Below are 15,968 nucleotides of genomic sequence, written 5' to 3'. Positions count from 1 at the left end.
ATCATAGCGATAGGGAGGCAGAGATGAGCAACGGTTTGCGGCACATGCTGCGTGACGACGACCTCAACCACGAGGAGCAACTGGAGGTGCTTCGACTAGGCATGGCCTTCAGGACCAATCCCTATTTGTCCCAGCCTTACCATGGGCCTCAGGCCGTGGCGATCATCTTCGATAAGCCCAGCACGCGAACCAGGACAAGCTTCTGCGTAGGCGTGGCCCAGCTGGGTGGCTATCCCATGGTCATTGACAGCTCAGGCTCGCAGCTGGGCCGTGGCGAGCCTGTGGCGGACACCGCTAACGTGTTGACACGGATGACATCCACCATAGTCTGGCGCACCTTTGGCCAGGATCGGGTGGAGACCATGGCTGCCCATGCCACCGTGCCCGTCATCAACGCGCTGACCGATTCCTTCCATCCCTGCCAGGTTCTGGCCGACTTCCTGACCCTGGCACAGCATCGGGGTGGGGTCGATGCCCTGGCTGGCATGACCATCGCCTACCTGGGAGACGCAGCCAACAACATGGCCAACTCCTATCTGCTGGGCGGGGCAGTAGCCGGTATGAACGTGCGGATTGCCGGCCCCCACGGCTTTCTGCCCGATCCGAGCCTGGTGAATCAGGCGCAGACTCTGGCCACTGAAAACGGCGGATCCATTCTGGTCACCACGGATCCTGTTCAGGCTGTGGAGGACGCTGATTGTGTCTTCACTGACACCTGGGTCTCCATGGGCGAGGAGGATCAGTATGAAATTCGCTCCCACCCATTCATGCCCTATCAGGTCAACGCCGCACTTATGACCCATGCCCGCCCGGATGCCCTCTTCCAGCACTGCCTGCCTGCATACAGGGGTCGAGAGGTGACGGCTGAGGTCATTGACGGCCCCCAGTCCGTGGTCTGGGATGAGGCCGAAAACCGACTGCACGCCCAGAAGGCACTGATGACCTGGCTGGTAGCCCGCTCCAGGGGCGATGAGTCACTCCTGCAAGGGGTGTGCTGATGCGTCCGACGACCAAGGTGGCCCGGCTGGATGCCATCCGTCAGGCCCTGAACCGACATCGTGTCAATTCCCAGCAGCAGCTGTCAGCCTTGCTGGCGGAGCAGGGCATCGAGGTGACCCAGGCCACCCTGAGCCGGGACTTGGACGACCTGCACGCCACCAAACTGCGGTATGCAGACGGCAGCATGGCCTACTGGATTCCCGCCACCACCGATCAGCAGGCCATGGAGGCCGCTGCCGCCGAGGGGCCTGAGGTCGAAGGGGAGAACAAGACCGATGCCTACCTGGCCAAGATTCTGACCGGGCTGATCACCTCGGTGGCACGGGCCCGCAACCTGCTGGTGGTCAGAACCCCGGCCGGTGCCGCCCAATATGCAGCCTCCGCCTTGGACCGCCAGCCCATCAATGGAATCCTGGGCACCATAGCCGGGGACGACACGATTCTGATCATCGCTGCAGACGATGAATCGGCTTCATCCCGGGCCGACTGGCTCATGACCATAATCTCCGGCCAGGAGGATGCCAAGGCCCGATGATCGCTGGAAGAACGAACTGAATATTGACAAGTGTGAAATTAGAAGGAAAGAGGATCGCCATGACCGAAAACAATCGCATCGTGCTGGCCTACTCGGGCGGCCTGGACACTTCGGTGTCCATTCCCTACCTCAAGGAGCGCACCGGCAAGGATGTGGTGGCCGTCTCCCTGGATGTGGGGCAGGGCGGGGAGCGTCTGCAGACCATCCGCCAGCGTGCCTTGGACTGCGGGGCCGTCGAGTCCGTCGTGGTGGATGCCCGGGACGAGTTCGCCAGGGACTACTGCATGCTGGCGCTCAAGGCCAATGCCATGTACGAGGGCGTCTACCCGCTGGTATCAGCCATCTCAAGGCCGCTGATCACCAAGCATCTGGTTCAGGCGGCCCACCGGTACGGTGCCGACACCATAGCCCACGGTTGCACCGGCAAGGGCAACGACCAGGTCCGTTTCGAGGTCTCCATCATGTCCATCGACCCCACGCTGAAGGCCATCAGCCCCATCCGTGATCTGGGATTGATGCGGGATGTGGAGATCGCCTACGCCAAGGAGCACCATCTGCCCATCGAGCAGACTGAGGAGAGCCCCTATTCCATCGACCAGAACGTCTGGGGACGGGCCATCGAGACCGGCTACCTGGAGGATCCCTGGAATGGGCCTACCAAGGATGTCTACTCCTACACCGACGATCCAGCCTTCCCGCCGGTCGAGGACGAGGTGACCATCGACTTCGAGCAGGGCATTCCCGTGCGCATCGACGGCAGGGCCGTCACCCCTCTGGAGGCCATCGAGGAGATGAACCGCCGCGCCGGAGCCCAGGGGATCGGACGTGTGGATCTGATTGAGGACAGGTTGGTGGGCATCAAGTCCCGCGAGCTCTACGAGGCTCCGGGGGCTGTGGCTCTGATCACCGCCCACCAGGAGTTGGAGAACTGCTGCCTGGAGCGCGAACAGCACCGGATCAAGCGCGACATCGACAAGCGCTGGGGCGAACTTGTCTACGACGCCCAGTGGTACTCGCCTGCCGTCCGTTCACTGAACGCCTTCATCGAAGAGACCCAACGCTATGTCTCCGGTCGCATCCGCATGGTCATGCACGGAGGACGGGCCGTGGTCACCGGCCGGCACTCCGACAGCTCCCTCTACGACTACAGCCTGGCCACCTATGAGTCCGGCGACAGCTTCGACCAGAACGCCTCCAACGGGTTCATCGCCATCTATGGCCTGGCCGACAAGGTGGCCGCCGCCCGTGATATGCGCTTCGGCAACGGCATCGCGCAGGACGGACAAGAGCAGTGAGCACCGGCGACAAGCCTATGGCTCTCTGGGGCGGGCGCTTCAGCGGTGGTCCCTCGCCGGCGCTGGTCGAGCTGAGCCGGTCCACCCAGTTTGATTGGCGACTGGCCGATGACGACCTGGCCGGTTCCCGGGCCCACGCTCGGGCTCTCAACCGTGCTGGGTTGCTGGATGATGACGAACTGGCACGCATGGAGAAGGCCCTGAATGAGCTCCAGGACCAGGTGGATTCCGGCGCCTTCGCCCCTGAACCTGGCGATGAGGACGAGGCCACAGCATTGGAGCGGGGCCTGATCGACATAGCGGGGGATCAGCTGGGCGGCAAGTTGAGGGCCGGGCGTTCGCGCAATGATCAGATCGCCACCCTGATTCGGATCTGGCTGCGTCGTCACGCCCGGGTGCTGGCCAAGGATCTGCTGCGTACAGCACAGGCTCTGATGGATCAGGCCCGTGCGGCGGGAACTACGGTCATGCCTGGCCGCACCCATATGCAGCACGCCCAGCCTGTCTTGCTGGCTCACCAGCTTATGGCCCATGTCTGGCCCCTGATCCGTGACCTGGAACGCCTGAGGGACTGGGACCAGCGTGCCGATGCCAGTCCATATGGATCTGGCGCGCTCGCCGGCACCACTCTGGGTTTGGACCCATTGCCGGTGGCACGGGATCTGGGCTTTAGTCGGGTCTGCGCCAACTCCATCGATGGGACTGCAGCAAGGGATGTGGTGGCCGAGTTCGCCTTTGTCGCCGCCATGATCGGCGTGGATCTGTCCAGGCTGGCTGAGGAGATCATCATCTGGAACACCCAGGAGTTCGCCTTCGTTCGCCTGGACGACGGCTACTCGACCGGTTCCTCCATCATGCCTCAGAAGAAGAATCCGGACGTGGCTGAGCTGGCTCGCGGCAAGGCTGGCCGACTGGTTGGGGATCTGACTGGCCTATTGACCACTCTCAAGGGGCTGCCGACAGCCTATGCGCGCGACCTGCAGGAGGACAAGGAGGCGGTCTTCGATCAGGTGGATACCTTGGAGGTCTTGTTGCCCGCCTTTGCCGGCATGGTCGCCACCTTGACCTTCAACAAGGATCGCCTGGAGGAGCAGGCTCCCACAGGCTTTGCTTTGGCCACCGACCTGGCCGAGTGGCTGGTCAGACAAGGGGTGCCCTTCCGTCATGCCCATGAGCTCTCCGGGGCCTGCGTCAAGCTGGCCGAGGGTCGTGGTTGCGAACTGGCCGACTTGGATGATGACGATTTCGTCAGGGTCTTTGCTGACTGGGTGCCCGTCGAGAGGGCTCCTGAAGTTCGTTCGGTTCTGACCGCCGGTGGAGCCGTTCGCGCTCGCCAGGGTCAAGGTGGAACCGCACCGGAGAGGGTCAAGGAGCAGATGGACCAGGCTGCGCATGCGCTGGAGGAGCTGAAGACTTTCGCTGACTCGCAGTCTGATGGGCCTGCCTACCGTCCGTCCAGGTGAGCTTTCTGATTTCCGCCAGGCCGGTGGCCGCGTTAAAATTCCGAACGGCAATTCCCCAAAGGGGACGGCAAACAGCGAAAGGTGGCGGCGAGCATGAATCCGGTGGCACTGGTCCAGGCTTGGTGGGCCAAGCAGCACATCACCCTGGCAAAAGAGCCGCCCGGCTCACGCCGTGGGCTGTGTTCGCCTCCGGACAAAGGCCGCGACCTGGAGCCGCTGACCATGCTGGTGGTGGGCGACTCCATGGCGGTCGGCTGCGGGGTAGAGGACCAGAGCCAGGGCTTCGTCCCTGACATAGCCGCTTGTCTGGCCACTCGGCTGGGGCGCCCGGTATCCTGGTCGACCCAGGGTCGGCTCGGGGCCACCATTCGCAGGGTGCGCTATAGGTTCCTGCCCGCTCTGCAGGACCATCCTGATCTGCTGGTCCTGTGTGCAGGTTCCAATGACATCATGGCCAACCGCACCGATGAGCAATGGCGGGATGACCTGGCAGCCAGCATCGAGCTGGCTAAAGATAAAGGCCGTCAGGTGCTGGTCCTCAGCTCCGGTCAGCTCTATCGGGATCCAGCCCTGGGCCGGGCGCTCAGGGCCGAGGTGGAGCGTCGGATAACCCGTCAGACACAGACCAGCCGTCAGATCTGTCAAGACGCCTCGGTGCCTTTCGTGGATGCCACCCGCGACGACGTTGGCACCGACCGACCCGACTTCTGGGGTATTGACCACTTTCATCCGGGAGTCCAAGGGTACCAGCGCATGGCCGCCTGTGTGGTCGACCACATTCCCCAAGACTTGATTAATAAGTTATCTGTGTCTGTACATTCCTGACTTGAATGCAGCAATTACGCTGAGAGGCTCCTTCTGGTGGCCCTGCCTTAGCGAGACAGTCAGCGGTCAATAGTCAATCGACAGCGGTTGATTCGCAATGAATAATAAGTTCGCCTTCAGGCCTTGGTGATTCCGGCTTGGTGCGGCCTTGTCTGCAGTGGTTCGGGGCTCTGCCGTGTCGGTATCTGTTGCAAGAATAGTAGGGTTTAGCATATGTTCATCAAATATTCGATAGGGAGTAGCCTCTCATGTCGCAGGTCACCGATTTCAGGCAGGCGGGTTTCGACTCGCTTTTCGACGAACTCAAGTGGCGCGGTCTCATTGCGCAGTGCACGGACGAGTCCGAGCTCAGGAAGGTGCTGGCCGACCCCTCGGTGACCTATTATTGCGGATTTGACCCCACAGCCCCCTCACTGCACGTGGGCAATCTGGTCCAGCTGCTCAACATGCGTCACCTGCAGGCGGCCGGTCTGCATCCCATCGCCGTTGTGGGCGGTGCCACCGGGCTTATCGGTGATCCTCGGCAGTCGGGGGAGCGCACTCTGAATCCCAAGCAGACCGTGGCTGAATGGACCGAGCGTCTGCGTGGCCAGATCGGGCGCTTCCTGGACACCGAGGGGGACAACCCCGTCCGGTTCGTCAACAACTACGAGTGGACCGGTTCCATGAGCACCATCGACTTCCTGCGCGATGTGGGCAAGAACTTCCGCATGGGCACCATGCTGGCCAAGGACACGGTGGCCCGCCGCTTAGACTCCGACGAGGGCATCTCCTTTACCGAGTTCAGCTACCAGGTGCTTCAGGGCAACGACTTCCTTGAGCTTTTCGACCGTTACGGATGCAGTCTGCAGCTTGGCGGCAGCGACCAGTGGGGGAACCTGACCAGTGGTCTGGACCTGATCCGCAAGGTGCGCAACGCGTCAGTCAATGTGATGACCAGCCCGTTGATTACTGACTCCCAGGGCAAGAAGTTCGGCAAGTCCGAGGGCAACGCAGTCTGGCTGGATCCCACCATGTTCAGCCCCTATCGCTTCTACCAGTTCTGGTTCAACCAGCCTGACGACCAGGTGGTCAAGCTGCTGAAGACCTTCACCTTCCTGCCCAAGGCCGAGATCGAGCGTCTGGAGGAGAGGACCGCCCAGGATCCGGGGGCGCGCGAGGCCCAGAAGGTGCTGGCCTGGCAGGTGACCTCCTATGTGCACGGCGAGCATGCCGCCCAAGGGGCCATTGATGCCTCTGGTGCCCTCTTTGGTCGCGGTAAGACTCTGGAGGAGCTGGACGAGGATGTGCTGGATTCCGCACTCGACGGCCTCAAAGTCGATGATGGTCAAGGCGGGCGAGTTCTGCCCGCGGCCAGCGAGGGCCAGCGTCTGGTAGAAGCCGGGGTTGCGGCTGGACTCTTCCGCTCGGTCTCCGAGGCGCGCAAGACTGTGGCATCGGGCGGTTTCTACCTGAATAACCAGCGGGTCGAGGATCCGGATCAGGTTTTGGAGAACAAGGACTTTCTGCATGGGCGCTTCGCCCTGGTTCGCAGAGGAAAGAAGGCCCTGGGCGCACTTGAGCGTCGGGCCGGCAAGTAGGAACGTAGAAATTAAGGACACTGATGGCAGAAGAACACAATCATTCCCGGGGCGATCGCGGACGGGGCCGGGGAGGTTCGCGTCCGGGCGGATTCCGGTCGGGCGGTCGTCGCTCTTCGGGCTTCCACAAGGGCAGTTCGCACTCGGGCGGATACCGCTCCGGAGGCTATCGTTCGGGGGGTCACCGTTCCGGCAACTTCCACAACCATGACGGCGAGGGCGGCGAAGAGCGTCGTTACGAGGGCAGGAATGGACAGCGGCCCTTCCGCGGGCGCGGGCACGACCGGTTCGACCGCGACCATCGCGGATACAGGCATGACCGTCAGGATGGCCACGGCGGCTTCCGCAGGGATTCCGACCAGGATCGCCACGGCCGTCGACAGGATGGCGACCGTCCACGTCGCGATTTCCATGCCAATGGGCATGGCGGATACGGGCATCGTGATCATGACAACGACCGCGGTAGGTCGGGGTATGGCGATCGTCGTTCCGGTCGCGGCTACCAGCGGCATGACCGTGACCGTGATCGTGGTCAGGGCTTCCACGGAGACCGCCGTCGGGGTGACGACCGGAGGTTTGATCGTCGGCAGGATGAGCGGTCCGGCGGGGATCGTCCATGGAACAACCGTTCCCGTGGCGACCGTCCACGTCAAGACCGTTCACATGGGGACCGTCCCTACGGCGACCGTTCCCGTGATGACCATCGTCAAGGCGGCTATCGTGGCGACCGCTACCATGGTGACCGCTACCAGGGCCAGCGTGGCCGCGATGACCGTCGCCATGACGACCGCCGCGGGACCTATCAGCGTGACCGCCAGAATGGCTATGACCGCGGTCGCCGCAACTCAGACGGGACTATCTCCTATCCCTCGCAGAACCCCTACACGGATCGCCGGCCTGGCGAGCCCAAGATGCCCAAGGGCCTTGAATGGTCCATGCTCTCCAAGGATGACCGTCTGCGCCTGCGCGGGCTGAGCAAGGAGCACGCGGAGAACATCGGACTGCACATCCTGGCCGCCTACGCGCTGGAGGAGACCGATCCCCAGGGGGCTCTGGCTCATGCCAAGTGGGCTGCCCGGCAGGCCTCGCGGATCGATCTCGCTCGTGAGACGCTGGCCCTGGTGGCCTACCGTCAGGGCGACTACAAGCTTGCCTTGAAGGAGTTCCGCACTGCACACCGCATGAACGGCTATTCCGATTACCTGCCCTTCATCGCCGACTGCGAGCGTGGTCTGGGCAATCCCCGCAAGGCCATTGAGGAGGCCACCTCTGAGGAGGGCAGCCAGCTCCAGGGCGAGTCCAAGGCGGAGATGTTCCTGGTCTATGCCGGAGCCTTGGGCGATCTGGGCCTGTGGGACAAGGCCATCGAGACCGTTCAGGCCCTGGCCAAGGCTCGTGGGCTCAGCGGCGACTACCGGATGCGTGCCGTGCAGGCCGAGCAGAACTTCCTCGAACAGGCTGGTCGCAGCCAGGAGGCCCTGGAGCTGGAACCCCTGCTGGATCGGCTGGAAGCGGAGTATGCCGACGAGGATGAGGACGAGGATGGCCAGAAGGACGGACAGTCCGAGGAGATCCTGATCGACTACGACCTGGAGCACCTGGATCCGGCCATGATGGAGGATCTCTCCATTGACCCGGATGGTGGCGAGGAAGACTCGGATGAGGCTGAGACCGAAGATGCCGAGTCTGATGTCACTGACGAATCGGTACAGAGTGCCGATGAAAGCCAGGTTGAGGAATCTCCTGAATCAGTAGCTTCGAACGATTCAGCGGACTCGACTGACACAGTTGATTCAGCTGATTCAACTGAGTCGGCTGATTCATCCGCAATGTCCGAATCCGGAATGCAGGAATCATCGGATGCTGTGAAGCAATCCGAGGGAGAGCCTTCTCGCCTTGATGTGGAAGCTTCGGGGGATGGCTCTCAAAGTGACCAGACTGGCGACGAAACCGACATGACTGTTGCCGATGAACCGGCTGCTGATGATGGTGATCTGTCTGGCAAGGACGCAGGATCCGAAGCCGATACTGCCGATCATCAAAATGAACAGTCCAAGGATGTGCAGGTCAAGGAGTCGGATACGTCTGATGAAGCCAGGGCCGAATCATGACCGTCTTCCTCAAAGGAACTGAAGAAGCCCCGGCAAAGATCTACAGTCTGGCTCTACTGGATCTGGACGGAGTGGTCTACCGGGGCGCTGACCCTGTTGAGCATGCGGCCGAGGGCATCGACCGCGCCCAGACGCTTGGCATGCGCATGGCCTATACCACCAACAACGCATCCCGGTTTCCCCATGTGGTGGCCGATCAGCTGCGCGGGTTTGGGCTGACCCTGGAGGATGGCCAGGTCATTACCTCAGCCGTCGTCGCCGCACGAATGTTGCGCCGATATCTGCCGGAGGGCGCCCGGGTGCTGGTCATCGGTTCAGACCATTTGCGCGAGCAGATCCGCATCAACGGGATGGTGCCCGTGGATAAGGCTGCAGACCAGCCAGATGCTGTTATTCAGGCTTGGTATCCCGAACTGAGCTGGCAAGACCTGGCCCAGGCCGCCTTTGCCATTGAAAATGGTGCACGTTACTTCACCACCAACAAGGATCAGACCCTGCCCCGAGAGGGCGGTATGGCGCCCGGCAATGGGGCCATGCTCCAACCGGTGATTTTGGCCACTGGCAAGCAACCGGAGGACTCGGCGGGCAAGCCGGAATCGGCCATGTACGATGAGGCTCGGCAGCTCTTGGCTGGCAGCCAGGAGAAGATCCTGGACATTGACCGATGCCTGCCTGTGGGCGATCGTCTGGACACTGACATTGAGGCAGCCAACCGGGGCGGATACGACTCTATGCTCGTACTGACGGGTGTGGCCCGAACACCCGCTATTCTGACTGCACCAGCCAAGTGGCGGCCGACCTATCTGGCTGAAGACCTGCGTGGCTTGGCCGAGTCGCAACCGCAGCCTAGTAAGGAGGCCGACCAGACCTGGCACTGCGGAGACCAAACCGCAAAGGTGGATGATGACGGGCATGTCACCCTGCGTGCTCTTGAGGACGGCAGCGACCCCATATCTGATCTGGATGCTGTGCGGGCCTGCGCCTGTGCGATCTGGGAGTATCAGGATCGTGGTGGAGATATGGATTCGCTGGATCTGCCTGCCTTTGTCGTCGGGGCGTAGCGCCCATGTTGGAAGAGGTCAAGTCAGGACAGCTTGGAGTGAGTGGATCTTCGCAAGGTTCCATTGACTACGGGCTATCTGAGCAGTCCGGCCAGGTTGAGCAGCCTGTAGAGTCTGGGCATTCTGAACGATTCTCACAGACAGAAGACGAGAATACAACTGTGTCAGAACCTGAAGAGCCCATGGATAAACAAGCCATGGCCCCTATTTTGGAGCGTTTTCCTGATTTAGCGAAATTGGACGATCTGGACGATGCCCAACAGATCGAGCTGCTCGGCAAGGTGCTGACCGGGCTTCAGGAGGACCTGAACCGGGAGGGCAAGTGAACGATGAGGATACGGTCGTCAGCGCTGGGGCTGGTCGCAGAAGAACCGTGGTTCTTGCCCGCGACCGGCTTGATCGCATCCTGCCTGCACAGGGGTTGACGGATTCGCGGGCCAGAGCCCAGGCGCTGATTCGACAGGGCCGGGTTACGGTCAATGATCATTTGGCATCAAGGCCTGCTCAGAGCGTCCAGCCAGGCGATGTGATTCTTCTGAATCCGGGCGATGACTATGCCTCACGGGGGGCGTTGAAGCTGGAGGGTGCCCTGACTACTTTTGCGGCGCTGGGGATGCCTGGTCCGCGTGACAGGCTCTGCCTCGATATCGGGGCATCTACGGGCGGTTTCACTGATGTTCTGCTCAGACGTGGCGCGAGGCGTGTTGTCGCCCTTGATGTGGGCCACGGACAGCTGCTGAAAAGGATTGCTGCTGATCCTAAAGTGATTGACATGAGTGGTGTCAACATACGCGAAGTCCAGCCGGGGGACCTGCCTTATCGCCCGGAATATGTGGTCTCGGATGTGTCCTTCATCTCACTGACCTATGTCATTCCTGTCCTGCCTGCCTTGCTGGCGCATGCTGCCAACTGTCTGTTGCTGGTTAAGCCCCAGTTCGAGGTCGGACGTAGCCTTCTGGGCCATCATGGCATTGTGACGGACGAAGACCGCAGACAAGAGGCTCTGGAACGTGTCTTGGCCTGTGCACGTGAGCATGGATTCGTTATTCGTGCTACCATGCCATCGCCCATAACAGGAGCCCATGGCAACGTGGAATATTTGCTCTGGCTGTCTTGGCCACAGTCGGCCTAAAGCCTATGGTTTCCTGCTTCCTGTGCGACACACCAGACTGGACAGAATCCACAATTGCGGTAGTATAAATGAGTTGTCAAAACGAGTTCCTCGTCAAGATGACATGCGCCAGTAGCCCAACGGATTAGAGCAGCTGACTACGGATCAGCAGGTTGCAGGTTCGAATCCTGTCTGGCGCACCGAGAGCCTCTGGAAGCATTAGCTTCCAGAGGTTATTTAATATCCGGGTCATTCCCCTTCAGACACGATTAGACACGATGGGTGAAAGTGCTTTAGTTCAGTGGCCTGTCTCGCTGTTGTTCCATGATCTCGGCTACTTCATCCAGACGGTCAGGCCAGAGCGACGCATACACATTCAAAGTATGCTGGCATCCGCATGATTCCAGGTGTTTTGGACCGTTTTCACGTCTGCCCCTGCAGCGATGGATAGAGATGCGAAAGTGTGGCCGAGACTTATGTATCGTGAGCCCAGGTAGCTCAAGTCCGTTCCTGGCCACCGCTTTCACCCAGATGCGGTTATACCAGTTCTTTATGTTGATGTGCTCTCCGCGTTTGGGGAGGAAAACGAAGGCATCTGGTGGTAGCCCTGAACAGACCCTTTTGAGGGGGAAGACGAAGAAACTGGAAATCGCAACACGCCTGTGTTCCCAAGTTTTCGAAGATCCTAGCTAGGACCGGTTTGCCTTTGTCATCTTCCTTCCAGGTTCGTAGGACACTGGCCCGCCGCTTCTCAAAGTCCTTATCTGAGACTCTCAGCGCTGTTACCTCGCCGATCCGCGGACCCACATATGCGAGGAATCGAACTAGAGTACTTGATATGGCTGGATCAATCTTGTCTGCTTCCTCTGCCAGGTTTTCTACTTTCGCATAGGTCAGATATATCTGTTCGACTGTGACCTGCTTGCGAGGGAGTGTGATTCCTGACAGTGGGTCGATGGTAAGCCACCGGCGTTTAGGAGCTACCGTATACCGTAGCACGCTGCCGAAAGTAACTTCCGCTGTGCTGGGAATGCTGTTGGGTGACAGTGGCTTGGGGTTTGTGGGTGGTACTGAACTCGCAAGGGATTTCGCCTTTGTTGAGATCCTCGATCCAGGTGTTTATGTCCGTCTCCGTTACGGCGTTCACTGCACGTTGCTGCATCGTGGAAGCATATACTTCTTCTGTTCGCCGACAATATCGATTGATGCTTGATGCCTTCAGGTTATGCTTCGAACTCAGCTAGTCCTTGGCTGCCTCCCTGAAAGTAATTCTTCTGAGTGTGTCCGGTACGTACTTGCCGCTTCTCAGATCCCCTTCGACTGCATCCCTCTATGATTAGGCATCATCCAGCTTGGGGATATGCATCTTTGGGCAAGATCTTCAATACCTTCATGCCTTTTATCAGGCGGTAGTGGAAGCGTTCGGAGATAGAGATGTCACAGTGGTGCTGTTGGTTGGCCGTGATTTCGACCAGGCAAAGTTGGGGCGGATTCCTGAGAATATATTCATCCACCAGTCTGTAGACCAGCTGGCGGTCCTTGAGAGGGCTGACCTGTTCATCACGCATGGCGGCATGAACAGCGTGAACGAGGCTCTTTGCTACACGATGCCCATGGCGGTCGTTCCCATGGCCGATGATCAGCCGATGGTAGGGGCGAGAATCGCTGAGCTCGGGCTGGGAACGGTCGTGAGCCGAAGAAAGATCAACGGGCAGACACTAGGGCGTGCCGCCTCGAAGATTCTGGTAGACAAACAAATTGCCGACAATGTCAACAGTATCAGCGAGGACATGCGAAAGTCCGGCGGCAACGAACAAATAGTCAAAGATCTGGACCACATCCCCAACCAAACCTGACCAACCCAACCCAGCAATCCGTGCGGAAAAAGATAGGACTAGCATCCCCACCAGGAAACCCTTGTGCCTGCTTATCATATCAACCATTTCCGCTAAAGAGACAGAGAAGTGTTGATCCTGCATTTAGGAGCTGATGAAGTTCGTTCGTGCAGATAAGAGTAAAAGCACATTGAACAACGAGAAGATTTTTTATCCAAAGTAGCTTGATCCTAGCATTTATACCGGTCTTCTGATTGCCTGCATGAATTTATTGCCTCACAAATGTGATGATTTCATATATTTAAATCCTATCTGTATTCTATATAATCGTCTTTTGACATATTCGTATGACATATGTATTCTCTTAATTATGAAAGGCCATTGCAAGGTCGCAAGGAGAAGTATGGTTGTACACGTCGTCATCATGGGTGTTGCAGGTTGCGGTAAGACCACGACAGGTGAGGCTGTGAGCAATCGATTAGGCTTTGTCATGGCAGAAGGTGATGATTTTCATTCTCAAGCCAACATTGAGAAAATGAGTCGTGGCATTCCACTCACAGATGAGGATCGTTGGCCTTGGTTGAGGGCCATCAACCGGTGGATGATTCGTTGCGATACTCAAGGAAAATCAACTGTGGTCTCCTGTTCGGCTCTTAAGCGTGCCTATCGTGACATTCTTCGAAATGACGTTCCGGTGCTTTTTGTGCATTTGTCAGGATCTTCGCAGCTGATTGCCGACAGGCTCGCCAAACGGACTGGCCATTACATGCCCGCATCCTTGCTGCCCAGTCAGTTTGCTGACCTAGAAGCGTTGGAGGCTGATGAAACGGGCAGCACTGTATCAATTGACGGTACAGCGGATGAGGTTGCAGACCACGTCGTTGATGTCATTGATGAATACCGTCGTGTATCAGAAGGAACTGATGCAGATCGGAAACATTGAAACTTGTGATGTGAACGCGACCTCATTTATGGCGCCCTCCGGGGGTGGCTACCGCCAAGTAAATGAAGTTCAAATAATACGACATCTCTACAGAAAGGAAAACAAAGTAATCAAAATGATGCAGACATGATGAAATACATGGATGATGTCCATAAAAAGTATTGGCAATATACTCTGACAAGGGAGTCAATAATGACTACATTAAGAACAGCTATCATCGGTTGCGGCAAAGTCGCCGACTTTCACGCTAAGGCCTTCGTAAACCTGCCTGATTCGCAATTCGTGGCAGTGTACGATCGCAATCTTCAAAGAGCCCAGAAATTCGCTGAACCGTACAAGGTTCACGCTTACGATGACATTCGGGCGATGATCAGCAAAGAGCATATAGATGTTGTCAGCATCTGTACACCCCATCCGGCCCATGCGGCGCCGGCGATTGAAGCTATGAAGGCCGGTGCGCATATTCTCGTTGAAAAACCGATGGCTTCGTCTTTGGAGGATTGTGATGCCATGTTGGCTGTGGCTGAACAGGAGCACAAGAAAGTCGGAGTAATTTCGCAGCGTAGATTCTATAGACCATGTATGCGCATTAAGCAGGCGATTGATGCAGGGAAGATCGGCAAACCAGTGCTTGGCGCGGTTCGTATGCTTGGATGGAGAGACAAGCCATACTACGACAGTGATCCATGGCGGGGAACTTGGGATGGCGAAGGTGGCGGTGTTCTGGTGAACCAAGCTCCGCACCAACTTGATCTGCTGCTTTGGTACATGGGTGAGGTTGATGAGGTCTATGGCGTTTGGCGCAATTTCAATCACCCTTATATTGAGGTAGAGGACACAGCCGTCGCCGTGATCAAGTTCAAAAATGGCGCTTTAGGAAATGTTGTAGTCAGCAATTCCCAAAATCCCGCGTTGTACGGCAAGGTGCACGTGTATGGCGACAACGGCGCAGGGGTCGGCGTGCAGACCGATGGGGGAGCAATGTTCATCGCTGGAATGTCAACGATCACTGAACCCCCGTACAACGATTTATGGACCGTTGAAGACGAGGCCGATAAATTGGAATCTTGGAAGAAAGAGGACAGCGACTTCTTCAATAGCGTGGATTCTATGCACTATTATCATCAGCTGCAGGTCGAGGACTTCCTCAAGGCTGTCATCGAAGACGGCACGCCCTTAGTCGATGGATATGAAGGACGCCGAACGGTCGAGCTGTTTACCGCCATCTACCGGAGTACCAAGGACGATGCTGTCATCAAGTTTCCCCTGCATGCCAGTCAGGATCGGTGATCGGTTATGAAACTTGGATTTAACGAAGCAACTTCTAGAGATTGTTCTGATTTATCAACTGATTTGAAATTATGCGAACGCGCAGGTTTTGATTCCATTGAAATCCGTTTGGACATGCTCAGGAACTACATGAAGGATCACGACCTTGATGAGCTATCAGATTTCTTCGCTACGAGCCATCTGAAGCCTCATGCAATGAATGCCCTCTATCTGTATGAGAAGCTATTCGCGCAAGACGATGATCCATCCGAGCGAGAAACCGCCATGAACGATTTCAATCTGGCCTGTCGTGCAGCCCAGCATATCGGTTCCAGATATCTGATCGTGGTGGTGCCTCTGCATAGAAAGCCGGACCTTGAAGGCCCTTATGATGAGCCGTGGCCAGAGGTATTCTCCAACTGCGTTCGAATTCTGATGACCCTAGGGCAGATGGCTGCGCCATTCAAGGTGAATCTGTGCCTGGAATTGGTTGGACACGAATACAGCGCCGTTAGGACGGTAGAACGGGCTTGGGACATTGTCAAAGCAGTCGATATGAGCAATGTCGGTCTTTGCTTTGATGCATGCAACCTTTATCTTTATCATCATCTTCAGGATTTTTCTGTAATGGAGTTGGTGAATCCGGAGAAGATCTTCGACGTGCACATCAATGACGCGGATGATTCTCCCATGCAAGGATTGATGCAATCCAACAGGGTCTTCTGCGGAGAAGGAAATATAGATCTGATGGACTTCCTTCGTGTACTTCAACGCCTCGATTACCAGGGCAATGTATCCATCGAGACATTCCGGCCCGAGTATTGGAGTCGTTCGCCGCAGTGGGTGGTGGATAATGCCTATCAGTCCACTCGATCAATGATGCAGAAGGCAGGTATCGTCTTCTAGCAATACCAGCTAACGATGCGGTGAGCAGGAAATGC

Annotated in this window: 14 protein-coding genes and 1 tRNA gene; all 15 read left to right on the top strand. The window is 57.9% G+C overall.

Features of this window, described 5'->3' with window-relative positions:
• Positions 1 to 23: 23 nt before the first annotated feature.
• The 15 genes from argF (at position 24) to DKK74_RS05130 (ending at position 15,933) form a co-directional block, all read left to right on the top strand.
• Positions 24 to 998: an ornithine carbamoyltransferase gene (gene argF / locus DKK74_RS05210; protein WP_110413303.1), complete on the top strand. Its 975-nt coding sequence runs from the start codon at positions 24 to 26 to the stop codon at positions 996 to 998.
• Positions 998 to 1,534, top strand: coding sequence for an arginine repressor (locus tag DKK74_RS05205; protein ID WP_110413109.1), 537 nt, complete (start codon positions 998 to 1,000; stop codon positions 1,532 to 1,534). The genes argF and DKK74_RS05205 overlap by 1 nt, the downstream gene beginning before the upstream one ends.
• 59 nt (positions 1,535 to 1,593) lie before the next feature.
• Complete coding sequence (locus DKK74_RS05200) at positions 1,594 to 2,829, top strand: argininosuccinate synthase (protein WP_110413108.1); 1,236 nt, start codon at positions 1,594 to 1,596, stop codon at positions 2,827 to 2,829.
• Between the two features lie 17 nt (positions 2,830 to 2,846).
• Positions 2,847 to 4,292 (top strand): argininosuccinate lyase, encoded by a 1,446-nt coding sequence (argH, locus tag DKK74_RS05195; protein ID WP_110413302.1) that lies wholly within the window; start codon positions 2,847 to 2,849, stop codon positions 4,290 to 4,292.
• A 93-nt stretch (positions 4,293 to 4,385) separates the two neighbouring features.
• Complete coding sequence (locus DKK74_RS05190) at positions 4,386 to 5,117, top strand: SGNH/GDSL hydrolase family protein (protein ID WP_110413107.1); 732 nt, start codon at positions 4,386 to 4,388, stop codon at positions 5,115 to 5,117.
• A 248-nt stretch (positions 5,118 to 5,365) separates the two neighbouring features.
• The gene (gene tyrS, locus DKK74_RS05185; RefSeq protein ID WP_110413106.1) at positions 5,366 to 6,697 is read left to right on the top strand and encodes a tyrosine--tRNA ligase; all 1,332 of its coding nucleotides are present in this window, start codon (positions 5,366 to 5,368) and stop codon (positions 6,695 to 6,697) included.
• Positions 6,698 to 6,720: 23 nt separating this feature from the next.
• Complete coding sequence (locus DKK74_RS05180; RefSeq protein WP_258334465.1) at positions 6,721 to 8,808, top strand: helicase; 2,088 nt, start codon at positions 6,721 to 6,723, stop codon at positions 8,806 to 8,808.
• Entirely contained in the window at positions 8,805 to 9,869 is a 1,065-nt protein-coding gene (locus tag DKK74_RS05175) for an HAD-IIA family hydrolase (RefSeq protein WP_110413105.1), read from the top strand. Before DKK74_RS05180 ends, DKK74_RS05175 begins: the two co-directional genes overlap by 4 nt.
• Before the next feature lie 38 nt (positions 9,870 to 9,907).
• Positions 9,908 to 10,195 carry a hypothetical protein gene (locus tag DKK74_RS05170; protein ID WP_146210544.1) on the top strand — a complete coding sequence of 96 codons (288 nt, stop codon included), beginning with the start codon at positions 9,908 to 9,910 and terminating at the stop codon, positions 10,193 to 10,195.
• 47 nt (positions 10,196 to 10,242) lie between these two features.
• On the top strand, positions 10,243 to 11,001 hold the full coding sequence (locus DKK74_RS05165) for a TlyA family RNA methyltransferase (RefSeq protein WP_181414943.1): 759 nt from the start codon (positions 10,243 to 10,245) through the stop codon (positions 10,999 to 11,001).
• A 105-nt stretch (positions 11,002 to 11,106) separates the two neighbouring features.
• Positions 11,107 to 11,180: transfer RNA gene (locus DKK74_RS05160), tRNA-Arg, on the top strand.
• A gap of 1,212 nt (positions 11,181 to 12,392) precedes the next feature.
• Positions 12,393 to 12,836: a nucleotide disphospho-sugar-binding domain-containing protein gene (locus tag DKK74_RS05145; protein WP_309146458.1), complete on the top strand. Its 444-nt coding sequence runs from the start codon at positions 12,393 to 12,395 to the stop codon at positions 12,834 to 12,836.
• A 382-nt stretch (positions 12,837 to 13,218) separates the two neighbouring features.
• Entirely contained in the window at positions 13,219 to 13,758 is a 540-nt protein-coding gene (locus DKK74_RS05140) for a gluconokinase (RefSeq protein WP_110413100.1), read from the top strand.
• A 126-nt stretch (positions 13,759 to 13,884) separates the two neighbouring features.
• Entirely contained in the window at positions 13,885 to 15,048 is a 1,164-nt protein-coding gene (locus DKK74_RS05135) for a Gfo/Idh/MocA family protein (protein WP_219997353.1), read from the top strand.
• Positions 15,049 to 15,054: 6 nt separating this feature from the next.
• Positions 15,055 to 15,933: a sugar phosphate isomerase/epimerase family protein gene (locus tag DKK74_RS05130; protein ID WP_110413099.1), complete on the top strand. Its 879-nt coding sequence runs from the start codon at positions 15,055 to 15,057 to the stop codon at positions 15,931 to 15,933.
• Positions 15,934 to 15,968: the final 35 nt, after the last annotated feature.

This window comes from Bifidobacterium asteroides, from assembly GCF_003202755.1.
In the GTDB taxonomy this organism is placed as follows: Bacteria; Actinomycetota; Actinomycetes; order Actinomycetales; family Bifidobacteriaceae; genus Bombiscardovia; species Bombiscardovia asteroides_F.
The sequence above is the reverse complement of the archived record's forward strand: the minus strand, read 5'-3'. Positions and strand labels throughout refer to the sequence as shown.